We start from the raw sequence: 21,143 nt of genomic DNA, 5'->3' as shown, positions 1-21,143 counted from the left end.
CTGCGAGGCTGCGCGGTGACCGGTCCTGCTCTTGTTGCGGAGTCAAGGAGAGCGGCTATTGTAGGCGCTTCCCGCCGCTGGTGCTTGCCGTGCCCCGGCGCGCCAGGGCCGCTGGCGCGCCGGGCCGGATCGGCTCAGAACGTTTCCCAGTCGCCGCCGTCGGCCATGGCCGGCTGGGCTGCGCGACGGCGCGGCGCGACCGGCAGCACAGGCTCCTGGCGGCGGTGTGTGACGGCCGGGCGCGTGCGGATCGGCAGGGCTGGCGTGCGTGCCGGCAGCACGGACTTCTGCGGCTTGCGCTCGATCGGGGCGCGCACCGCGGCGGGCACGGCGGGCTGGCGAGTGGCCACGGCAGGGGCCCGGTGCGGGCGCGATGGCGCAGGCGCGGCAGGAGCGCGGGGCACACGCGGCGGCGTAGGCGCGGAGGTTGGGACAACGGCAGGCGTGGAGGGCTGGCTGGATGGCTTGCTGACCGGCGCCGTGGCGCGCGCCGCCCCTGCCATCCGCTTCGCGGCGGCCGTGGTGCGTGGAATAACGGGTGGAACAACGGGCGGAACAACGGACTGAACTACGGGCTGAACAGCGGGCTGAACAGCGCGCATGGCCCGAGACACTGGCCGGACGGCGGGCGCGAGTGCGGCGGGCATCACCGCTTCGGTAGCCGGCGCCGCTTGCGCCTCCACCTCGAACCGCCCCACTTCGGCCACCAGCCCGTCGGCCTGGTGCAGCAGGCTCTGCGCCGCGGCGGCGGCCTGCTCGACCAGTGCCGCGTTCTGCTGTGTCACGCCTTCCATCTGCGTCACCGCCAGGCTGACCTGCTCGATGCCGGTGGTCTGCTCGGCGCTGGCCGCCGAGATCTCGCCGATGATATGCGTCACGCGCCCGACGGCGCCGACGATATCGTCCATGGTGCGGCCGGCCTGCTCGGCCTGCCGCGCCCCTTCCCGCACCTGCTGCACCGAGCCGCCGATCAGCCCGGCAATCTCCTTGGCGGCCGCCGAGGATCGTTGCGCCAGGCTGCGCACTTCCGCCGCGACCACGGCGAAGCCGCGCCCCTGCTCGCCCGCGCGCGCAGCTTCCACCGCGGCGTTGAGCGCCAGGATATTGGTCTGGAAGGCGATGCTTTCGATCACGCCGGTGATCTCGGCCACCTGCGACGACGAACGCGAGATGGTCTCCATGGTCTGCACCACCTCGCGCACGGCGCGGCCGCCCTCCGAAGCGACCTCCGACGCATTCAGCGCCAGCTGGCTGGCCTGGCGCGCATTGTCGGCGTTCTGGCGCACGGTCGAGGTCAGCTGCTCCATCGACGCCGCCGTCTGTTGCAGCGACGCAGCCTGCTGGCCGGTGCGCACCGACAGGTCCGCGTTGCCGCGCGAGATCTCGCGCGTCGCGCCCTCGATCGAGCCCGAGGCGCGCTGGATCCCCTGCACCAGGCCCGACAGGTGTCGAAAGGCGCGTTCCAGCGCGGCCAGCATGCGCCCCGTCTCATCGCGGCTGCGCACCGTCACTCGATAGCGCAGGTCGCCGGTGGCCAGCGCCTCGGCTGCCTTCAGCGCCTGCCGCACCGGGCGCGTCACCGAGCGCGTGATCGCCAGTCCCAGCAACGCTGCCAGCGCCACCGCCGCGGCGGCCATGCCCAGCAGCACGTTGCGGGTCCAGGCGTAGCGCCCATCTGATTCCTTCACCGCCGCGACCGCGCCGGCCCGCCCCATCGCCACGAGGCCATCGAGCTGTTCGAAATACGGCCCCTGCGCCGCCGGCAGCGTCACCACCAGTGCCGCCCGCGCGCCGGCGAATTCACCGGCGCCGACCTGCCGCAACACCAGGTCGAGCTGGCCGTCATAGGCGTGCCGCGCCGCGTCCAGTTCGGCAAAGCGCTTCTGCAGGTCCGGCCGGCCCGAAGCCTCCATCATCACCTTGCCCATCTCGGCCAGCGTTTCCTGCATCGACTTGCGCAGTGCCTGGATACGCCCGGCATTCCGCGCGGCCATGGCGGGGTCTTCGGTCAGCGTGGCGTCGCGCACCATGATGCCGACCTCCTGCGCGTCCTCCTTGACCCGGTTCAGGTCCAGCACCTTCAGCAGGCGGCCTTCCACGGTCATGCGCATCGCCTCGTTCATGCCGCCCAGTGCATAGACGCCCGACAAGGCGATGCCCACCAGCAGCACGACCACCACGGAAAAGGCCAGGGACAGCCGTACCCCGATGCCAATGTTGCGAAACCATGCCATCACTACGCTCCCTTCCTGAACTGGTTGTTGTATGTCCGTACGAGCGCGGTCCTGCCGGGGGCCGGGCGACGGCAATACGGCAGCGCAGCCGGGCTATCGGCGGTCAGCGAACAGTTCTTGAAGGGAAATGAGAATTAGAGGCAAAAACACCCGCAGTTCGCTGAATTGCCTGTCCGGAAGGTGGCTTTAAATCACGGTGGGCATCCCGACCGGTCGGTTTATGCACGACCACAGCGCCACAGAGCGCGTTCCAAACGACGTAGGCAAAAAAGAAGCCCACGCGCGGGGTGCTCGTAGGCTTTCCAGGACTACAAGAGCTTGAACCCAAGCTCTTGCCAAGAATATAAACGCGCTTACATGAGGTGTAAATCCCGTTTCTATCAGGGAAATCCCTTATGTGCAATGCGGCAATTTATGCACTTTTAGCGATTTTTGCCCTGGTATCACTTCAGGGCGAATTTTTGACTTTCCTTCACATTGCCCCGTGGCCCCCGGCCATCTCAGGGCTCGCGAATTCGGCGGAAAGGGCCATTGTGCAACCGCACAAAACGGCTACAATACCACAGCTCCGAGCGCAACAAGTTTTATAGAGCAAAGACTCTAGGCCCAGCGAGGCACTCCGCCCGTCAACCCTTGTAAAACTTTGTTACTCTCGGCTCTGAAGTATCCCCCTTCTCTTCTGGCAGCGCCCCTCGCCGGCATGTGCGCGACGCCCCGGGCTGCGCACGCGAGGCCCGCAGGCACCGCGGCGCCGACGTCCCGACCCGAGGCCGGTTCCGAGAGCGGATCTTTCCCGTGCCGCCCTGGCCGCGCCCCTCATCCCGGCGCCGGCCATCGGACCGTCATCAGCCGCCAGATCCCTTGCGGGCTCTTCCGGAGTCGTTGTGAAGAAGAAGGAAATCCGGCCCAAGCGCTCCAGCCGAAAGACTCTGCAGTACCAGCACCTCGCCGCCCAGTCGGCCAATCGCGCGCCGGTGGTCATCCACTTGTCCAACGGTACGCGGCTGCAGGGGTTCGTGCTGGGAACGGACAACTACATGGTGCTGCTCGGGCGGCGGCTGGACGATCCGCAGCCCACGATCGTCTACAAGCAGGCGATCTGCCTGGTGACGCCGCTGGACACGTCGGCGGTGGGGATCGACCCGGCGATCGCGGTGGGGATCGACCCGGCGATCGCGGCGGAATTCGTGCCTATCTATATACCGCGTACGCGCAAGCGGCGCTGAAGCAGCCATCGCAACGCCACCCTCCTCTGGCCTTTTGGCAGGCCGTCGCACGCCCCTCCGCCCCCGGCGATACCCCCCGAAACTCTTGCAGAGATCACTCTAAACCTTTGCCGAGGGCGGTCGATAACCCTTGCAACGGAGGCACTCTACGCCCTGCAAAGCAGGCAGCCAACGTTACGGCTAGCAGCCGGAATGCCAAAAAACTTTGCAAATAGGAGTCGTAAATGGCGCAAGTCATTAACACCAATTCGTTGTCTCTGATGACTCAGAACAACATGAACGCTTCGCAATCGTCGCTGAACACGGCGATCCAGCGTCTGTCGTCGGGCCTGCGCATCAACAGCGCCAAGGACGACGCAGCTGGCCAGGCCATTGCGAACCGCTTCACCGCCAACATCAAGGGCCTGACCCAAGCCCAGCGCAACGCCAACGACGGCATCTCGCTGGCGCAGACCACCGAAGGCGCGCTGACCGAAGTCAACAACAACCTGCAGCGTATCCGTGAACTGAGCGTGCAGGCCGCCAACGGCTCGAACTCGGCTTCGGACCTGAAGTCGATCCAGGACGAAATCTCGCAGCGCTTGGCGGAAGTCGACCGCACCTCGCAGCAAACCGACTTCAACGGCGTGAAGGTGCTGTCGTCCAGCGCCAAGCCGCTGACGGTCCAGGTTGGCGCCAATGACGGTGAGACCATCACCATCGACCTGAAGCAGATCGACTCGTCGACGCTGGGCCTGAAGGGCTTCAGCCTGAGCAGCAATGCCCTGAATGTCAGCGAAGCCATCACCCAGACCAACACCGGCGGTACGCCGGAAGCCGTGGACCTGTCGTCCGCCGCGACCTCGCTGGGCGTGTCGGCCAGCAGCCTGAGCCTGCACAACGTGAAGGACGCCAACGGCGCCGCCACCGCCACCTTCGTGGTGAAGTCGGGCGACGACTTCTACGCTGCTTCGGTGGACGATGCCACCGGCAACGTCGTGCTGAACCGCGCCGACCTCGAGTTCACCGACCCGAGCAACGGCGTGACCACTGCCACCGCACTGGCCAACCAGCTGGTCAAGGTCGGCACCGACAGCGCCGGCGTCGTGACCGCCTACGCCAGCGTGCAAGGCCGCAACTTCGCCATCGGCGCAGGCGCGCTGGCCAACGGCGGCGCCACGCCGACCGACTTCGACTACACCGGCACCGACATCGTCCTGAGCGGCGCAGGCGCTACGGCCGAATTCGCCGGCGCGTCGACCAACAACCCGCTGAAGAAGATCGACGCCGCCCTGAAGATCGTTGACGACCTGCGCAGCTCCCTGGGTGCCGTGCAGAACCGCTTCGACTCGACCATCGCCAACCTGGGCACGACCGTGACCAACCTGTCGTCGTCGCGTTCGCGCATCCAGGACGCTGACTACGCCACGGAAGTGTCGAACATGACCCGCGCGCAGATCCTGCAACAGGCTGGCACCTCGGTCCTGGCGCAAGCCAACCAGACCACGCAGAACGTGCTGTCGCTGCTGCGTTAATCGAACCACGCATGGCACAAAAGGCTGGGCCGCAAGGCCCGGCCTTTTTGCCCGATCAGCTGGAGCGTTTCGCTGGCAGGCCGCTGCGAGCCAAGCGTTTCAACCTAACCCTGAAATCTCCCGCCCTGGACGGAGCAGATCATGCCGCCTTCCCCGATCCTGAATCCTGGCGCAGTCCGGCTGCCGTCCGACATGCTGTCCGCTCATGCGGCCACGGCGCATCGCGCGCCGGCACCGGCCGGGAGGACCGAAGCGGCAGGCGACGCGGCGATGCCGGGCGACAGCACTGTCTCCATCGCTGCACAGGCCGCGCTCGGCGAACTGGCCGACGCGCTGAAGACCACCTCGGTCGGTCTGCGTTTCGAGATCGACAAAGACACCAACCGCATCATCACCAAGGTGATCGACAAGGAAACTGGCGACCTGATCCGCCAGATGCCAACGGAAGAGGTGTTGCGCATCGCCCGGGCCATGGACAAGCTGCAGGGCCTGTTGGTCAGCAAGACGGCCTGAGGCCACGCACCATCGCCGCGCAAACGAACAACAGTTGAAGAAGAGGCACGACAAGCATGGCCACGATCTCCTCCATCGGCATCGGCTCCAACCTGGACCTGAGCTCCCTGCTGGACCAGCTCAAGACGGCGGAACAAGCACCGCTTACCGCGATCAACAACCAGGCCAAGAGCTACCAGACCAAGCTGTCGGCCTTCAGCCAGCTGCAGAGCGTGCTGTCGGCATACCAGGCCGCGGCCAAGAAGCTGTCCAACGCCGATACGTTCGGCGCGGTCAAGGCGACCGTCGGCTCGACCGACGTGATGTCGGTGACCACCGCCGCCAATGCCGTACCGGGCAACTACAGCATCACCGTCAACACGCTGGCCACCGCGCAGTCCCTGGTAAGCGGCAACGTCGCCGACCAGAAGGCGGCGATCGGCGGCGGCGAGATCACCTTCGACTTTGGCGAAGCGCTGGCTACCGGTGGCGCCGCCACCAGCACCAAGAAAGTCACGATCCCGGCCAATGCATCCCTCGAAGGCGTGCGCGACGCCATCAACAAGGCCGGCATCGGCGTGACCGCGAGCATCGTCAACGATGGCAGCGCCACGCCTTACCGCCTGGTGCTGACTTCCGACAAGACCGGCACGCAAGCCACGATGCGGGTGTCGTCGGCCGATGCCGCATTGAACAACCTGGTCGCCTTTGACCCGGCTGCCGCGCCTGCCGCGAACAAGATGCAACAGAAGGTTCCGCCGGCCAATGCCACGCTGAAGGTCAATGGCATCGACGTGGTCAGCCAGAGCAACTCGGTGGTGGACGCGGCGCAGGGCGTGACCATGAACCTGAGCAAGACCGGCACCACCTCGCTGGTGGTGACCCGCGACAACGATGCGATCAAGGCGTCGGTCCAGGCATTCGTCACCGCGTACAACAATATCCAGAGCACGGCAAAGACCTTGACGGCCTTCGACACCGACGCCGGAACTTCGGCGGCGCTGACCGGCGATAGCACGCTGCGTTCGATCCAGTCGCGCCTGCGCAGCATGCTCGGCGGCGCGATGGACAACGGCAATGGTGGCACGATGACGCTGATCGACGTCGGCATCTCGTTCAACAAGGACGGCACGATGGCGCTGGACGACGCCAAGCTGACCAAGGCACTGAACAATGACCTTGGCGGTGTCACGGCGATGTTTTCCAGCACCACCGGCAGCGGCGGTATCGGCAAGCAGATCACCGACTACGTCGACGGCCTGACCAAGACCGATGGCGCACTGAAGTCGGCGCAGGACGGCATCACCAAGACGCTGAAGGACCTGGAAGACGACTATGACCGCGTCGAAGAGCGCGTCAATGCAACCGTCGACCGCTACAAGGCCCAGTTCACGCAACTGGACCTGGTCGTCGCGCAGATGAACCGCACCAGCAGCTATCTGACACAGCAGTTCAACGCGCTCACCAACAGCAGCTCCAAGTAACTTACAGGGATAACGCACATGTTCGCCCGCCAAGCCGCAAACGCCTACGCCCAGGTCGGTGTTCACACCGGTGCCATGAGCGCAAGCCCGCACAAGCTGATCGCCATGCTGTACGACGGCGCGCGCGCCGCCATCGCGCGCGCGAAATTCCACCTGGAAGGCGGCAACATTGCCGAACGCGGCAACGCCATCTCCAAAGCGATTGACATCATCGACAACGGCCTGCGCGCCGTGCTCGATCACAACGCGGGCGGCGAAATCTCCGCGAACCTCGAGGCCCTCTACGAATACATGGTCCGCCGCCTGATGCTGGCCAACCTGCGCAGCGACGCGGCCTTGCTGGCCGAGGTCGATGCCCTGCTGGAAAGCCTGGCATCAGCGTGGGCGCAGATCGACGAGCCGCAACCTGCCTTACAGGACGACTGAAATGGCACCCTTCTCCCCCATCGTCACCTGCTACGAAGGCATCCTGGCCCTGTCGTCGCGCATGTACGACGCTGCCCAGGCAGCCGACTGGGACACCGTCACCGAGCTGCAGCGCAGCTACCTGGAGCAGGTCGAGCACCTGCGCCAGCTCGACCATGAAACCCCGTTCTCCGATGCCGAGCGCATGCGTCGCTACCAGCTGCTGGACCGCATCCTCACGTATGACGCCCGCATCCGCGACCTGGCCGTGCCGCAGCTGAAGAAGCTCGGCGACATGCTGACCAGTTCGCGCCGCCAGGTGGAGCTTGCATCGGCCTACGGCGCAATGGCCTGAGCCGCACCCGGACAGATACCGCGCGCCAGCACCGGCGCGCCTCCCTCGCGTGACCACAGGCGCGTACAACCCTGCGCCGCGCCGCCTTTTTCCGTGACTTCCTGACAGATGACTGGCATCCACCTGCCGCCAGGCCTGGCACCCGGTCAGGCCCCGGACCCGCAACTGCTGCGCCCCGCGCTGGCGATCGACAAGCTGGCCGCGCTGCAGCCCGTGCTCGAGGCCACGGAATCGAATGTCCAGAATTCAACCGGCCAGGCGATCCGCCACAGCCAGCAGGCCGCCGGCGCCAATGGCCTGCTTGCGCAGGCAGCGCTGCTGCCGGGCACGTCCACCCGTGAATCGCTGAGCAGTGCCGCGCGCGCGATCCTGGCGGTAATGGAGGGCACCGTGCCGCAGCCGGTCAAGGCCGGCGCGCCGTTGTTGCCCGCACCGCCGTCAGCCGGTTCGATCCAGGCCGCCGCGGCGGCGCTGGCGAATGCGGTGGGACGAAGCGGGCTGTTCTATGAGTCGCACCTGGCGCAGTGGGTGAGCGGCGCGCGCCCTCTGTCGACCATCCTGCAAGAACCGCAGGCAGCCGTACCACCGTCACCGCAGGCGGCACCCGGCCAACCCGCCACCGCGTCATCGCAGGCTTCCGCCTCGGCCATGCTGACCTACACCGGGCCGGCCAGCGGTGACATGCCCCGCATCAGCACCCCGCCCCTGCTGCCGGCCTCGCAGGTCCTGGCCGAAGCGCTGGCCTCGCCGCGCAATCCGCGCGTGGCGCACAGTCACGCGCCCTCCGAGCAGGGTGTGCGCCAAGGGACCGGCTCCGCTGCGGTGTATAGCCGCGATACCGACACGCCACCGCAACGCCCGTCCACCGGCATGCTGGCGACGCAGGCCTACCAGGCCACCGCGGACGCCGCGCGCACCGCGACTGCCGAATCGATGGCAGGGCATGCCGCGCGCACCGGCGATAGCGACAGCATCGCCGGCGAAGCCGCCCGGCAAGCGGCACCCGCGGGACCCGCGATTCATCCCACGACCGAAGGCGTGGTTCGCCAGCAACTTGAACTGCTAGCCACCCAGCAGTTCCGCTTTGCCGGCGAAGCGTGGCCTGGTGCGGCGATGGAGTGGGACATCCAGCGTACGGACCCCGAGGCGAATGGCCAGGGGCCCGACGACGCGAGCCGGCCGTGGTCGAGCCGGATCCGCTTGCAGTTGCCCAACCTTGGCAATGTCGAAGCCTTGCTGACGCTGGGACCATCCGGACTGGAAGCGCGTGTCGCCACCGGCGAGACCGATATCGCCGCACGCCTGATCGCCGCGCGGCCGCTGCTGCGCGGCCGCCTGGAAGCACAAGGCATCCCGCTGCAGCGGCTGAATATCCAGACCCAGGACGACCTGGCTGCCGGAGCCACGTCATGAGCGAAAGCGCGCCAGACCGCGGCGCGGCCATCGCGCTCAGCTACCAGCACAACAACCAGGCACCACGCGTGGTCGCCAAGGGCTATGGCGTGGTGGCCGAGGCCATCATCGCGCGGGCCAGGGAAGCGGGTGTCTATATCCACGACTCGCCCACCCTGGTCAACCTGCTGATGCAGGTGGACCTGGACAGCCAGATCCCGCCGCAGCTGTACGTGGCGGTGGCCGAGCTGCTGGCGTGGATCTACCACCTGGAAGCCGGCCTGGACGCGGCCGGGCAAGAAGGCTGACAGCAGCCACACGCAGCAAAAAAGCCCCTGATACTTGCAACACTAGGGGCTCAGATTGCTGACCAGGTTAACACTGCGAGCGTTATCTCTCAAGCCAGCGATATGCGGAATGGCTGCCATGGCCATCGCCTCATGCAGTCGCTCCCCTCTCCCGCGCAGTGGGAGAGGGGTGGGGGTGAGGGCGGGAGCGTCCACGAAGTGAGGCGCCACCGTGCTTGCCGGGCGCCGGCCCTCACCCCCGGCCCCTCTCCCGCAAGCGGGAGAGGGGAGCAAACCAGCGGCATCAACGCTTTGTCAGCAGTTTGAAGCCCTTGGTACTTGCAACACCCAGCGGCCCTATTCATCGGATGAAGCCGCTCAGATCGGCATGCTCATCATCTCCTGATACGCCTGCACCAGCCGGTTCCGCACCTGCACCCCGGTCTGGAACGAGATATTCGCCTTCTGCAGGTCGATCATCACGTCATTGAGCGCCACCCCCGGCTTGCCCAGCTCGAAGGCCTCGGCCTGGCCGTAGGCGCGCTCCTGCGCCGCGTTGATCTTGCCCAGCGAGCGTTGCAGCTCGCTGGCGAAGCCGCCGCCGGCAACCGGTGCCGACTGGGTGGCGCTGTTGCCCGAGGCAACCTGTGACAGGCCGCGCAGCTGCTGCAGCATGGACTCGATGGAAGAGATAGTGGTCATGGCGTCGTCATGGGCCGGCCGGCGGCCGGGTCAGTCAATGGCGCGTCCCGTCGATCACATTCATGACGGCAAGGCAGACGGGGCGCACCGATTTTCAGCGGTTTGCAGAGTACCCGCCGCCACGCGCCCGCCATGGCCTGAAATCGGGCGGAAAACCGGGTCTGTTTGCGGGATTGTCCCGCTCAAGTCTGGCCGATCATTGCCACCGTGCCGGACAAGCGTGGACAAGCGTGGACAAGCGCGGGCAATCGCCCAGCGTCGCCTCCCGGCACTTGCCAGACCAACCATCGATCCGGGAGTACGCGTGTTTTCTCTGCAGCGTAATGTGAGCCGCTCCGTCAGCCGCGCCATGAGCCGCGCCGACGGCCATGGCAGCCATCACCGCCCGAGCCGTCGCGAGCATCGCGGCGCCGGCGCAGGAGCACGCGCGTGACCGCGGCGGTTGCCATGCCGGGCCGGCCGGCCGAGGTGCTCGAGCGCCTGAAGGCCAATCCCAAGCTCCCCCTGATGCTGGGCGGCGCGGCGCTTGCCGCCGCCATCGCCGTGGGCGTGCTGTGGTCGCGCGCGCCGGACTACAAGGTGCTGTACAGCAACCTGTCCGAGCGCGACGGCGGGGCGGTGCTGCAGTCGCTGCAGCAGATGAACGTGCCGTACAAGTTCGCCGAAGGCGGCGGCGCGGTGATGGTGCCGGCCGAGAAGGTCCATGAAACGCGGCTGCGGCTTGCTTCGCAGGGCCTGCCCAAGAGCGGCACCGCGGGCATGGAACTGATGGACAACCAGAAGTTCGGCATCAGCCAGTTTGCCGAGCAGGTCAATTACCAGCGCGGGCTGGAAGGCGAGCTGGCGCGCTCGATCGAATCGATCGCAGCGGTGCAGTCGGCCCGCGTGCATCTGGCGATCCCCAAGCCGACGCTGTTCGTGCGCGAGCGCCAGAAGCCCACCGCCTCGATCGTGCTGCAGCTGTACCCGGGCCGCGCCATCGACGAAGGCCAGGTCGCGGCGATCAGCCACCTGGTGTCGTCCAGCGTGCCGGAGCTGACGCCCAAGTCGATCTCGATCGTCGACCAGCATGGCAACCTGCTGTCGAATTCCGGCAACGAGCGCATGCTCGACGCCACCCAGCTCAAGTACGTGCAGGCGCTGGAGCAGAACTACCTGAAGCGCATCGAGGCGATCCTGGCGCCGATCCTCGGCAAGGACAACGTGCGTGCGCAGGTGACGGCCGACGTGGACTTCTCCATCGTCGAGCACACCGACGAGAGCTACAAGCCCAACCAGGATCCCACCCGCTCGGCTATCCGCAGCCAGCAGGTCAGCGAATCGAATCAGCAGGGCGCGACGCCGCCGGGCGGCGTGCCGGGCGCGCTGTCGAACCAGCCGCCCGCTGCGGCGGTCGCGCCGGTGACCACGCCGCAGACGCCGCGCGCGGGCCAGGCGCCCGGACAGGCCGGCGCACCCGCCGCCGGCCAGCCGGGCCAAGCGGGCCAACCCGGCCAGCAAGGCCAGGCCGCGCAAGGCGCGCAGGCCAGCAGCGCCAACGGCCAGTCCGGCCCCGGCGGCCCGAGCAGCAACCGCCGCGACTCCACCGTCAACTACGAGCTGGACCGCACCGTGCGCCACGTGCAGCAGGCGCCGGGCGGCGTGCGCCGGCTGTCGGTGGCGGTGGTGGTGAACTACCGCCAGGTGGCCGATGCCAAGGGCAAGATGGCGGCGCAGCCGCTGCCGCCGGCGTTGCTGGCGCAGATCCAGAACCTGACCAAGGAGGCGATGGGCTTTTCGTCCGATCGGGGCGACTCGATCAACGTGGTCAACAGCCCGTTCACCGTGGACCGCGAGGTCACGCCGGAAGTCCCGCTGTGGAAGCAACCTGAAATGATCGATTTGGGCAAGACCGGCGCGGGCTACCTGCTGCTGGCACTGCTGGCGCTGTTCGCATGGTTCAAGGTGGCGCGCCCGCTCCTGCGCCGCTACACCACGCCGCCGCTGCCGGCACCGGAAGCCAGGGAAGAGACCGAGGCCGTGCTGCTGCCGCCGGAAGAGCCCGCCAATCCGGAAGTCCTGCGGCTTGCCGCCAAGTATGAAAGCGACCTCGCGCTGGTGCGCGACGCCGCACAGCGCGACCCGCGCCTGGTCGCCAGCGTGATCAAGAACTGGATTGCCAATGACAACCGCTAAGGCCATCTCCAAGGAAGTCTCCGCCAGCGGCCTGCAGAAGAGCGCCGTCCTGATGATGGCGATCGGCGAGGATGCCGCGGCCGAGGTGTTCAAGCACCTGTCGCAGCGCGAGGTGCAGGAACTGGGCGCTGCCATGGCTTCGCTCAGCTCGGTCACGCGCGAGGAAATGGCCGACGTGCTGGGCGAGTTCCGCGCCGAGACCGAGCAGTACCTGGCCCTGAACGTCGATTCCAGCGCCTTTATCCGCAGCGTGCTGAACAAGGCGCTGGGCGAGGAGCGCGCGCAGTCGGTGATCGAGGACATCCTGGAATCGCGCGACCCGGGCAGCGGCATCGACTCGCTCAACTGGATGGACGCGACCTCGATCGCCGAGCTGATCCGCGACGAGCACCCGCAGATCATCGCCACCATCCTGATCCACCTGGACCGCCAGAAGTCGTCGGAGGTGCTGGGCCTGTTCACCGACCGCCTGCGCAACGACGTGATCCTGCGGATCGCCACCTTCGGCGGCGTGCAGCCGGGCGCGCTGCAGGAGCTGACCGACGTGCTGACCAAGCTGCTGGCGGGCCAGAGCCTGAAGCGCAGCCGCATGGGCGGCGTGCGCACCGCGGCGGAGATCATCAACCTGATGAGCACCGCGCACGAAGAGGCGGTCATCGACGGCGTGCGCCTGCACGACGGGGACCTGGCGCAGAAGATCATCGACGAGATGTTCCTGTTCGAGAACCTGCTGGAGGTCGACGACCGCGGCATCCAGCGCGTGCTCAAGGAAATCGCCACCGAGTCGCTCATCGTCGCGCTCAAGGGCGCGCCGTCGGAATTGCGCGACAAGTTCATCCGCAACATGTCCACGCGTGCCGGCGAAATGCTGCGCGAGGACCTGGATGCGCTCGGCCCGGTGCGCGTGTCGCAGGTCGAAGCCGAGCAGAAGGCCATCCTGCAGGTGGTGAGACGCCTGGCGGATGCGGGCGAAGTCCAGATCGGCGGAGGCGACGATGCCTATGTCTGATGCATTACCCGAGCGCGGCCTGAACACACAGAACGCGCCGAACGCACTGAACGCACGCCGCGCGGTGCGGGGCGATCCCCCTGACGGCGCGCACGGCGGCGGCTTCGCGCCGTTCGAGCCGCCGCGCCGGGCGCGCGGTGGCGGCGCCGGGTGGCAGCGCTGGCAGATGGGCTCGCTCGACCCGCGCGATACCGCGCCCGAGGCGGCCAGCTTCATGCCGGCCGAGCCCGCGCCGCCGCCGATCGCCGCGATCGATTTCGCGGCGCTGGACGCGATGCGCGAAGGCGCGCGCAAGGAAGGCTATGCGCAGGGCTACACGCAGGGACAGACCCAGGGCTATGGCGACGGCCACCGCGAAGGCTATTCGCGCGGGCTGGAAGCGGCACGCAACGAGGCCGCGCAGCTGCAGGCGCTGGCCGCGAATTTCCGGGGCGCGCTGGCGGGCGTCGACGATCAGGTCGCGCGCGCGCTGGTGACGCTGGCGCTGGACGTGGCACGCCAGCTGGTGCGCACCACGGTGGCCGGGGATCCCTCGGTGCTGCTGCCCGCCGTGCGCGAGCTGCTGGCCAGCGAGCCCGCGCTGCAGGGCTCGCCCAGCGTGCTGCTGCATCCCGACGACGTGGCGCTGGTCGAGACGCACCTGCAAGGCGAACTCGAAGCCGCGGGCTGGACCGTGCGTCCGGATCCGACGGTGGCGCGCGGCGGCTGCATCGCCAGCGCCGCCAGCGGCGAGCGCGACGCCACGCTGGCCACGCGCTGGACGCGCGTGGTCAAGGCGCTGGGCCGCGACGATCCGTGGGAGCCGCCGCATGACTGAGGCCGCCGCTCAAGCCGTGGCACAATCCGTCGCACCAGCCGCGCCGGCTGGCGCAGCGGGGCAGCATGCGCAACGCTGGATCGGCGCGCTCGAAACGGCATCGGCCGGTATTGCCGGACTCGACAGCAAACGCAGCTGCGGCCGCCTGACGCGCGCCGCGGGCCTCGTGCTCGAAGCCGTGGGCCTGCGCCTGCCGGTGGGCAGCGACTGCCTGATCGAGCTGCCTGCCGGGCAGTTCAGCGCCGACAGCAACGCACCCCGCACCGCCGAAGCGGAAGTGGTGGGCTTCGGCGCCGACCGCCTCTACCTGATGCCGCAATCCGACGTGGTCGGCCTGCTGCCGGGCGCGCGCGTCTATCCGCTGGAGCCGTCGCCGCAGCCGGCCGGCACCACCGCGCCGCGCGAGCCGGGCTCCAAGCGCCTGCCGGTAGGCGCGGGCCTGCTTGGCCGCGTGCTCGATGCCGCGGGACGTCCGCTCGATGGCCTCGGCCCGCTGACCGCGGCGATTGAAGTGCCGCTGGCCGGCGAGCAGATCAACCCGCTGATGCGCGCTCCGATCGAAACCGTGCTCGATACCGGCGTGCGTGCCATCAACGGCATGCTGACGGTGGGGCGCGGCCAGCGCATGGGCCTGTTCGCGGGCTCGGGCGTGGGCAAGAGCGTGCTGCTGGGCATGATGGCGCGCTACACCAGCGCCGACGTGATCGTGGTCGGCCTGATCGGCGAGCGCGGCCGCGAAGTGAAAGAGTTTATCGAGAACATCCTGGGCCCGGAGGGCCGCCGTCGCTCCGTGGTGGTGGCGGCGCCGGCCGATTGCTCGCCGCTGCTGCGCATGCAGGGCGCCGCCTATGCGACCCGGCTGGCCGAGTATTTCCGCGACCAGGGCCAGCATGTGCTGCTGATCATGGATTCGCTGACGCGCTACGCCATGGCGCAGCGCGAGATCGCGCTGGCGATCGGCGAACCGCCCGCGACCAAGGGCTATCCGCCATCGGTCTTCGCCAAGCTGCCGACGCTGGTCGAGCGCACCGGCAACGGCCCCGAGGGGGGCGGCTCGATCACCGCGTTCTACACCGTGCTGACCGAGGGCGACGACCAGCAGGACCCGATCGCAGATTCGGCGCGCGCGATCCTGGACGGCCATATCGTGCTGTCGCGCAGCCTGGCCGAGTCGGGGCACTACCCCGCCATCGATGTCGAGGCATCCATCAGCCGCGCCATGACCGCGCTGATCCCGAACGAGCAGTTCGCCTCGGTGCGCCGCTTCAAGCAGTTGATGTCGCGCTACCAGCGCAACCGCGACCTGATCAGCGTAGGCGCCTACGTGCCCGGCAACGATCCCGAGCTGGATCTCGCCATCCGCCTGCATCCGCGCATGGAAGCCTTCCTGCAGCAGGACATCCATCTGCGCGCCGGCTACGACGACGCCATCTCCCAGCTGCACAGCCTCTTCGACAGGAGTGAACATGGCCAAGCCTTCACCGCTTAATACCCTGGCGGACCTCGCCCAGAACGATACCGACGCCGCCGCGCGCGAACTCGGCCGGCTGCAGGGCTTGCGCACGCAGGCGGAGCAGCAGCTGAACCAGCTGACGCAATACCGCCAGGAGTACCGCGCCCGCATGCAGACCGTGGCGGCGGAGGGCATGACATCGAGCCGCTGGCAGGACTTCTCGCGCTTCCTCGACTCGCTCGACCACGCCATCCGCCAGCAGACCGCGGCGCTGGCCAAGGCCGAAGCCGACCTGCTGGCCGGGCGCAACCGCTGGCAGCACCAGAAGCGCCGCCTGAATTCCTTCGACACGCTGATCGCGCGTGCCGAGGCCAGGGAAGACCAGATCGCCGCGCGCCGCGAGCAGCGCGCCAATGACGAATACGCGGCCCGGCTGGCACGCACCACCGCCAGCCGGCTCGGCTAAGCCCGGACCGCAACCGGACATCCGCAGCAGGACGACATGATCGATATCAGCCAGATTGTCAGCACCACCGCCAATGCCGCCAGGGCGGCTGCCAGCACGGCCGACGCCGCCCGGCGCGCCGGCTCCGATACCGGCGGCTTCGGCGACGCGCTGACGCGCGCGCGGGAAAGCAGCCCGCAGCAAACCCCGGCAAGCAAGCCCCGGGACGCAGGTGCTGCGCAGGACCAGTCCGCGAACCAGAAGCAGGCAGCACCGGAGCCGGCGCGCGCCGACACCGGCAAGCCGCAGGCGGCGCCAGCGGACAAGCCGGCCGCCGCCGACAAGGTCAGGGAAGACGATGACAGCACCGTGGCAGCCGACGCCACGGCCGCAGCAGCCGCCGCGGCACTGGCGTTGCTGCTGCCGGCAACGGCCCCTGCGGCGGCAGCAACCGCCGCGGCCGGCACTGCCGCCGCAGCGGTCGGCTCAGCCGCCGACGCAGGCCGAAGCGCTGCCCTGCAAGCCGCGCTGGCCGCCGCCGCGCAGCCGGCGGCTGCCGACGCAGCCAGCACCCCGGCACCGGCGCTGCGCGGCGACGCCGCATTGCCCGCCACGCTGCAGGTCGTAGCCGCAGAAGTCGCGCCGGCCCAGCCTTCTGTCGCCGACACGCTCGCCACCATCGCCTCGCAACGTGCCGCGATGCAGGCCAGTACGCCGGCCGCCACCGACGCCAGGTCCGCCGCTGCCCTCGCGCAATCCGTGCCGGCCGCCGGCATGCCCGCGCAGCAGGGCCACGCCGGCGGGCAGTCCGACAGCGGCATCGGCCAGCATCGCGCCGATCCGCTTGCCGCCGCCAATGGCACCGGCGACGGGCGCCCGGCCACTGCATCGTTCGCCGCCGCGCAAGCCGCGGCACGCGCCACCGAGGCCACCACCCAGGCCACCACCGCGGCCAGCACCGACGACACGCCAGCCCTGGCCGCCACGCTCGCCAGCCAGCACACGGCACAGGCCCCGGCGGCTGCCGCGGCCGCGGCCGCTCGCCCGATGGTCGCCCCCGCGCTGTACGACAGCCAGTGGCCGCAGGCGCTCGGCCAGCAGATGATCCGCCTCAGCACGCAAGGCTCGCAGAGCGCCGAGCTGCAACTGAACCCGCCCGACCTCGGCCCGCTGAAGGTCGTGCTCAACGTGGTCAACGACCAGGCCCAGGCCCAGTTCGTCTCGCCCCACCAGGCGGTACGCGCCGCGGTGGAAGCAGCGCTGCCGCACCTGCGCACCGCGCTGTCAGAGAACGGTATCCAGCTGGGACAGACGTCGGTCGGCGCGGATGGTTTTGCCAACCAGGCCGGCAACGGGCAGCAACAACAGCAGGCATCGGGCAACGGACGCGGGCAACCGGCCTTCGGCACGGGGACGCTGGCTGGCACCGAGACCGCCGCATCGGCGGAACCGGTGGTCCGGCCTGCGCGAGTGCTGGCGCGCGGGGAGATCGATACGTTCGCCTGATCCGGGCAATCCGCACTTCCGCTGACAAAAAGGGCCGCCGTTTCAGGCGGCATTTTTGTTGATGGACAAGGGCGGTCGAGGGAGTCAAGCGGCCACCATATTAGGGTTCATCGCCGATTAGCCGGGGGCCTTGGTGGGGGCGTTTTGCCGGCCTCGACGCTACATTTTTCCGCCTGCTTTCTCCCCTCGCCCGCTTGCGGGAGAGGGGCCGGGGGAGAGGGCCGGAGCATCAACGAAGTGCAGCACTTCACTTCGTGGACATGCCGGCCCTCTCCCCAACCCTCTCCCGCAAGCGGGAGAGGGAGCGCGCATCAGCACGTTCGTGCCACGGCAGTGCCGAAAGCACAGTTCGTCACCGTTCCCCAAATCGGCGAAGCCCCGTATTTGACGCATTGCCGCTAGACTGGAACTGACGGTCGCCTGACGCGTCCGGTCCAAGCCATGACCTTCGACCTCTTCGACAACCTCGACGGCCCTGCCCCGGCCAACCCCGTGCCCGAGCCCCTGGCCGACGGCGCGGTGGTGCTGCGCGGCCTGGCGCGGGCGGATGCCGGGGCCCTGCTTGCCGACGTGCAGGCGGTCATTGCCGCCGCCCCGCTGCGCCACATGGTGACGCCCGGCGGCCTCACGATGTCGGTGGCGATGACGAACTGCGGCGATGCGGGCTGGGTCTCGGATGCCCGCGGCTACCGCTATGACCGCACCGATCCGCTGAGCGGCCAGCCATGGCCGGCGATGCCGCCGCGACTGCGCGCGCTGGCGGCTGAAGCGGCGGCGCAAGCCGGCTTTGCCGGCTTCGCGCCCGATGCCTGCCTGGTCAACCGCTATGTGCCCGGCACACGCCTGTCGCTGCACCAGGACCGCGATGAACGCGATTTCGGCGCGCCGATCGTATCGGTCTCGCTGGGCTTGCCAGCGGTGTTCCTGTTCGGCGGCATGCGCCGCGCGGAGCGGCCGCAGCGCGTGCGGCTGGCGCATGGCGACGTGGTGGTGTGGGGCGGTCCGTCGCGGCTGGCCTTTCACGGCGTGGCACCGCTGGCAGACGGCGACCATCCGCTGCTCGGACGCGCCCGCGTCAACCTGACTTTCCGCAAGGCGCTGTAGCGGGGGCCTGGCGCGGCTGGTTTTGCACTTTGTGCGGGATTTTCTACAGTCAAGGGACTGCAGGAAACACCAACGCGCAAAGGATCCCACCATGCATCTCGAAGGCTCCTGCCATTGCGGCGCCGTCCATTTCTCGCTCGAGTCGGACTCGCCCTGCCCGTACATGCACTGCCATTGCTCGATCTGCCGCAAGACCGCCGGCGGCGGCGGCTATGCCATCAATATCGGCGGCGATGCCGCCACGCTGCAGGTGCGCGGGCGCAAGAACCTGGGCATCTACCACGCGGTGATGCGCGAGCCGGGCAAGCGCGCGCGGCGTTCGCCCGCACAGCGGCATTTCTGCGTGAAGTGCGGCAGCGCGCTGTGGCTGTGGGATCCGCGCTGGCCGGAGCTGGTGTATCCGCATGCATCGGCCATCGACACGCCGTTGCCGCGCCCGCCCGAGGTAGTGGAAGCCTCGCTGGAATCCGCCGCGCCCTGGGTCGATGTGCCCAAGGGCAAAGGCCATGTGCACTGCGACACCTGGCCGGAGGAGTCGCTGGCCGACTGGCACAAGCGCCACGGCCTGTCCTCGCGCTGACGGCGCGCATCCCCCGAGCGTCTGGCGCGGCGTCGCCGCCTGTCAGCGGCCTCAGGCCGGCAGGAAGCCTTCCACCGTCAGGTAGCGTTCGCCGGTGTCGTAGTTGAAGCCCAGCACGCGCGCATTGGCCGGCAGCTCCGGCAGCTTCTGCGCGATCGCGGCCAGCGTCGCTCCGGACGAGATGCCGACCAGGATGCCTTCCTCGCGCGCGCAGCGGCGGGCCATCTCGCGCGCGGGTTCGGCATCGACCTGGATCACGCCGTCGAGCAGCGCGGTATCGAGGTTACCGGGGATAAAGCCCGCGCCGATGCCCTGGATCGGGTGCGGTGCCGGCGCGCCGCCGGAGATCACCGGCGAGGCCACCGGCTCGACGCCGAAGACCTTGAGCTGCGGCCACTTGTCCTTCAGCACCCGGGCGCAGCCGGTCAGGTGGCCGCCGGTGCCGACGCCGGTGATCAGCACATCGAGCCCTTCGGGGAAGTCGTTCAGGATCTCCTGCGCGGTGGTGCGCATGTGCACATCGACGTTGGCGGGGTTGTCGAACTGCTGCGGCATCCAGGCGCCGGGGGTGGCGGCGACCAGTTCCTCGGCACGCGCGATCGCGCCCTTCATGCCCTTCTCGCGCGGGGTCAGGTCGAAGCTGGCGCCATAGGCCAGCATCAGCCGGCGGCGCTCGATCGACATGCTGTCCGGCATCACCAGCACCAGCTTGTAGCCCTTGACCGCGGCCACCATTGCCAGGCCGATGCCGGTGTTGCCGGAGGTCGGCTCGATGATGGTGCCGCCCGGCTTGAGCACGCCGCGGCGCTCGGCGTCCTCGACCATCGACAGCGCGATGCGGTCCTTGATCGAGGCGCCCGGATTGCTGCGCTCGGACTTGATCCAGACTTCGTGCCCGCTGCCGAACAGGCGGTTGATGCGGATATGCGGGGTATTGCCGATCGTCTGCAGGATGTTCTGGACCTTCATCGTGTTCTCCGTGGCGGGCGCGGCGCGGCAACGCCCTGGCAGGCAGCCGGCGCCGCTGGATCGAAATGAATGACGATTTTAGTGCAAAGCACCCGCGGGCCCTGTCGCGTATGATGTCGCCCGCAGCGCATCCGGCTTTCCGCTTTCGCGCTTCCGGCTTTCCGCTCCGCCGCATTCACGTCCCGCATTGCCCCTGCCCTGCCTTAGCCTGCCCCTCCGATGCCTGACCATTCCCTGCTGTCCTCGCTCCTGATCTTTGGCCTTGGCGGTGTGCTCGGCGCGGTGGGTGGGCTGTTCGGCATCGGCGGCGGGCTGATCGCGATCCCGGCACTGGGCCTGATCTACGGCATGGGCCAGCAACTGGCGCAAGGCACCGCGCTGGTGATGATCGCACCCAATGTGCTGATCGGCTTCTGGCAATACCGCAAGCGTGCCGACATCGCCCTGCGCACAGCGCTGGTGCTGGGCTTGTCGGCGGTGCTGGCCACCTGGCTGTCGGCACGCGCGGCCACCGCAATGGACGCGCAGCTGCTGCGGCGCATTTTCGCGGTCTTCATGATCGGGCTGGCACTGTACTTCCTGTGGCGGCTGCTGCCGGGGCGCGCGGCCACGGTGCAGCAGGCGCGGGTGTCGCCGCGCTGGATGCCGCTGGTCGGCGTGGTCGGTGGCGCCTTTTCCGGTTTTTTCAGCGTGGGCGGCGGCGTGGTGGCGGCGCCGGCGCTGGTGGGGCTGTTCGGGCTACGCCAGGCCGCGGCGCAGGGACTCGCGCTTGCCCTGGTGACGCCCGGCGCGGTGGTGGCGCTGGGCACGTATGCCCACGCCGGGCATGTCGACTGGGGCAGCGGCATTCCGCTGTCGCTGGGCGGCATGCTGACGATCTCATGGGGCGTGGCGCTGGCGCACCGGCTGCCCGAGCGGCGCCTGCGCGCCCTGTTTGCCGTGTGCCTGATCGCCACGGCCATCGTGATGCTGGTGCGCGGCTGACAGCACCGCG

20 protein-coding genes are annotated in these 21,143 nt (G+C 68.6%); 17 read left to right on the top strand and 3 right to left on the bottom strand.

Translation table 11 applies throughout. From position 1 onward, the window contains the following. Positions 1-134: 134 nt before the first annotated feature. Positions 135-2,234, bottom strand: coding sequence for a methyl-accepting chemotaxis protein (locus tag VSR71_RS25485; RefSeq protein ID WP_342916557.1), 2,100 nt, complete (start codon positions 2,232-2,234; stop codon positions 135-137). Between the two features lie 884 nt (positions 2,235-3,118). Between VSR71_RS25485 and VSR71_RS25480 the strand changes: the two genes are divergently transcribed. The 8 genes from VSR71_RS25480 (at position 3,119) to VSR71_RS25445 (ending at position 9,410) form a co-directional block, all read left to right on the top strand. Next, on the top strand, positions 3,119-3,460 hold the full coding sequence (locus tag VSR71_RS25480; RefSeq protein ID WP_342916556.1) for an RNA chaperone Hfq: 342 nt from the start codon (positions 3,119-3,121) through the stop codon (positions 3,458-3,460). A 224-nt stretch (positions 3,461-3,684) separates the two neighbouring features. Next, on the top strand, positions 3,685-4,974 hold the full coding sequence (locus tag VSR71_RS25475; protein WP_342916555.1) for a FliC/FljB family flagellin: 1,290 nt from the start codon (positions 3,685-3,687) through the stop codon (positions 4,972-4,974). A 141-nt stretch (positions 4,975-5,115) separates the two neighbouring features. Further along, the gene (locus tag VSR71_RS25470) at positions 5,116-5,487 is read left to right on the top strand and encodes a flagellar protein FlaG (protein ID WP_342916554.1); all 372 of its coding nucleotides are present in this window, start codon (positions 5,116-5,118) and stop codon (positions 5,485-5,487) included. A gap of 56 nt (positions 5,488-5,543) precedes the next feature. After that, complete coding sequence (fliD, locus tag VSR71_RS25465; protein ID WP_342916553.1) at positions 5,544-6,950, top strand: flagellar filament capping protein FliD; 1,407 nt, start codon at positions 5,544-5,546, stop codon at positions 6,948-6,950. An 18-nt stretch (positions 6,951-6,968) separates the two neighbouring features. Then, positions 6,969-7,376 (top strand): flagellar export chaperone FliS, encoded by a 408-nt coding sequence (fliS, locus tag VSR71_RS25460; protein ID WP_342916552.1) that lies wholly within the window; start codon positions 6,969-6,971, stop codon positions 7,374-7,376. Between the two features lies 1 nt (position 7,377). After that, positions 7,378-7,710 carry a flagellar protein FliT gene (locus tag VSR71_RS25455; RefSeq protein WP_342916551.1) on the top strand — a complete coding sequence of 111 codons (333 nt, stop codon included), beginning with the start codon at positions 7,378-7,380 and terminating at the stop codon, positions 7,708-7,710. A 108-nt stretch (positions 7,711-7,818) separates the two neighbouring features. Further along, positions 7,819-9,123 carry a flagellar hook-length control protein FliK gene (locus VSR71_RS25450; protein ID WP_342916550.1) on the top strand — a complete coding sequence of 435 codons (1,305 nt, stop codon included), beginning with the start codon at positions 7,819-7,821 and terminating at the stop codon, positions 9,121-9,123. Continuing rightward, positions 9,120-9,410 carry an EscU/YscU/HrcU family type III secretion system export apparatus switch protein gene (locus VSR71_RS25445; RefSeq protein ID WP_342916549.1) on the top strand — a complete coding sequence of 97 codons (291 nt, stop codon included), beginning with the start codon at positions 9,120-9,122 and terminating at the stop codon, positions 9,408-9,410. Before VSR71_RS25450 ends, VSR71_RS25445 begins: the two co-directional genes overlap by 4 nt. Positions 9,411-9,767: 357 nt before the next feature. Here the strand turns inward: VSR71_RS25445 and fliE are convergent, their stop codons facing one another. Continuing rightward, complete coding sequence (gene fliE / locus VSR71_RS25440; RefSeq protein WP_342916548.1) at positions 9,768-10,091, bottom strand: flagellar hook-basal body complex protein FliE; 324 nt, start codon at positions 10,089-10,091, stop codon at positions 9,768-9,770. A gap of 429 nt (positions 10,092-10,520) precedes the next feature. On the opposite strand from fliE, the gene fliF reads away from it, so the two are divergent. The 8 genes from fliF (at position 10,521) to VSR71_RS25400 (ending at position 19,180) form a co-directional block, all read left to right on the top strand. After that, entirely contained in the window at positions 10,521-12,266 is a 1,746-nt protein-coding gene (fliF, locus tag VSR71_RS25435; protein WP_342916547.1) for a flagellar basal-body MS-ring/collar protein FliF, read from the top strand. Next, complete coding sequence (fliG, locus tag VSR71_RS25430) at positions 12,253-13,275, top strand: flagellar motor switch protein FliG (RefSeq protein ID WP_209770992.1); 1,023 nt, start codon at positions 12,253-12,255, stop codon at positions 13,273-13,275. The genes fliF and fliG overlap by 14 nt, the downstream gene beginning before the upstream one ends. Further along, positions 13,262-14,092, top strand: coding sequence for a flagellar assembly protein FliH (gene fliH / locus VSR71_RS25425; RefSeq protein ID WP_342916546.1), 831 nt, complete (start codon positions 13,262-13,264; stop codon positions 14,090-14,092). Before fliG ends, fliH begins: the two co-directional genes overlap by 14 nt. Continuing rightward, positions 14,085-15,581, top strand: coding sequence for a flagellar protein export ATPase FliI (gene fliI, locus VSR71_RS25420; protein ID WP_342916545.1), 1,497 nt, complete (start codon positions 14,085-14,087; stop codon positions 15,579-15,581). Before fliH ends, fliI begins: the two co-directional genes overlap by 8 nt. Next, positions 15,559-16,011, top strand: coding sequence for a flagellar export protein FliJ (gene fliJ / locus VSR71_RS25415; protein ID WP_342916544.1), 453 nt, complete (start codon positions 15,559-15,561; stop codon positions 16,009-16,011). Before fliI ends, fliJ begins: the two co-directional genes overlap by 23 nt. 36 nt (positions 16,012-16,047) lie before the next feature. After that, entirely contained in the window at positions 16,048-17,496 is a 1,449-nt protein-coding gene (locus VSR71_RS25410) for a flagellar hook-length control protein FliK (protein ID WP_342916543.1), read from the top strand. Positions 17,497-17,937: 441 nt separating this feature from the next. After that, on the top strand, positions 17,938-18,600 hold the full coding sequence (gene alkB, locus VSR71_RS25405; protein ID WP_342916542.1) for a DNA oxidative demethylase AlkB: 663 nt from the start codon (positions 17,938-17,940) through the stop codon (positions 18,598-18,600). Between the two features lie 91 nt (positions 18,601-18,691). After that, positions 18,692-19,180: a GFA family protein gene (locus VSR71_RS25400; protein ID WP_209756117.1), complete on the top strand. Its 489-nt coding sequence runs from the start codon at positions 18,692-18,694 to the stop codon at positions 19,178-19,180. 51 nt (positions 19,181-19,231) lie between these two features. Here VSR71_RS25400 and cysK read toward each other — a convergent pair whose 3' ends face one another. Continuing rightward, a complete protein-coding gene (gene cysK, locus VSR71_RS25395) occupies positions 19,232-20,149 on the bottom strand; it encodes a cysteine synthase A (RefSeq protein ID WP_342916541.1) in 918 nt (305 codons plus the stop codon). Between the two features lie 219 nt (positions 20,150-20,368). Here cysK and VSR71_RS25390 point away from each other — a divergent pair, with 219 nt between their 5' ends. Further along, complete coding sequence (locus VSR71_RS25390) at positions 20,369-21,133, top strand: sulfite exporter TauE/SafE family protein (RefSeq protein ID WP_342916540.1); 765 nt, start codon at positions 20,369-20,371, stop codon at positions 21,131-21,133. The last annotated feature ends 10 nt before the right edge of the window (positions 21,134-21,143 follow it).

It is taken from the genome of Cupriavidus oxalaticus, assembly GCF_038900635.1.
Classification (GTDB): Bacteria; Pseudomonadota; Gammaproteobacteria; order Burkholderiales; family Burkholderiaceae; genus Cupriavidus; species Cupriavidus oxalaticus_B.
The sequence above is the reverse complement of the archived record's forward strand: the minus strand, read 5'-3'. Positions and strand labels throughout refer to the sequence as shown.

What these genes read in the sequence shown, in the direction of transcription:
- VSR71_RS25485 (WP_342916557.1), bottom strand. Translation starts at nt 2,234, where the DNA reads ATGGCATGGTTTCGCAACATTGGCATCGGGGTACGGCTGTCCCTGGCC.
- VSR71_RS25475 (WP_342916555.1), top strand. Translation starts at nt 3,685, where the DNA reads ATGGCGCAAGTCATTAACACCAATTCGTTGTCTCTGATGACTCAGAAC.
- VSR71_RS25470 (WP_342916554.1), top strand. Translation starts at nt 5,116, where the DNA reads ATGCCGCCTTCCCCGATCCTGAATCCTGGCGCAGTCCGGCTGCCGTCC.
- fliD (WP_342916553.1), top strand. Translation starts at nt 5,544, where the DNA reads ATGGCCACGATCTCCTCCATCGGCATCGGCTCCAACCTGGACCTGAGC.
- fliS (WP_342916552.1), top strand. Translation starts at nt 6,969, where the DNA reads ATGTTCGCCCGCCAAGCCGCAAACGCCTACGCCCAGGTCGGTGTTCAC.
- VSR71_RS25455 (WP_342916551.1), top strand. Translation starts at nt 7,378, where the DNA reads ATGGCACCCTTCTCCCCCATCGTCACCTGCTACGAAGGCATCCTGGCC.
- VSR71_RS25450 (WP_342916550.1), top strand. Translation starts at nt 7,819, where the DNA reads ATGACTGGCATCCACCTGCCGCCAGGCCTGGCACCCGGTCAGGCCCCG.
- VSR71_RS25445 (WP_342916549.1), top strand. Translation starts at nt 9,120, where the DNA reads ATGAGCGAAAGCGCGCCAGACCGCGGCGCGGCCATCGCGCTCAGCTAC.
- fliE (WP_342916548.1), bottom strand. Translation starts at nt 10,091, where the DNA reads ATGACCACTATCTCTTCCATCGAGTCCATGCTGCAGCAGCTGCGCGGC.
- fliG (WP_209770992.1), top strand. Translation starts at nt 12,253, where the DNA reads ATGACAACCGCTAAGGCCATCTCCAAGGAAGTCTCCGCCAGCGGCCTG.
- fliH (WP_342916546.1), top strand. Translation starts at nt 13,262, where the DNA reads ATGCCTATGTCTGATGCATTACCCGAGCGCGGCCTGAACACACAGAAC.
- fliI (WP_342916545.1), top strand. Translation starts at nt 14,085, where the DNA reads ATGACTGAGGCCGCCGCTCAAGCCGTGGCACAATCCGTCGCACCAGCC.
- fliJ (WP_342916544.1), top strand. Translation starts at nt 15,559, where the DNA reads ATGGCCAAGCCTTCACCGCTTAATACCCTGGCGGACCTCGCCCAGAAC.
- VSR71_RS25410 (WP_342916543.1), top strand. Translation starts at nt 16,048, where the DNA reads ATGATCGATATCAGCCAGATTGTCAGCACCACCGCCAATGCCGCCAGG.
- alkB (WP_342916542.1), top strand. Translation starts at nt 17,938, where the DNA reads ATGACCTTCGACCTCTTCGACAACCTCGACGGCCCTGCCCCGGCCAAC.
- VSR71_RS25400 (WP_209756117.1), top strand. Translation starts at nt 18,692, where the DNA reads ATGCATCTCGAAGGCTCCTGCCATTGCGGCGCCGTCCATTTCTCGCTC.
- cysK (WP_342916541.1), bottom strand. Translation starts at nt 20,149, where the DNA reads ATGAAGGTCCAGAACATCCTGCAGACGATCGGCAATACCCCGCATATC.
- VSR71_RS25390 (WP_342916540.1), top strand. Translation starts at nt 20,369, where the DNA reads ATGCCTGACCATTCCCTGCTGTCCTCGCTCCTGATCTTTGGCCTTGGC.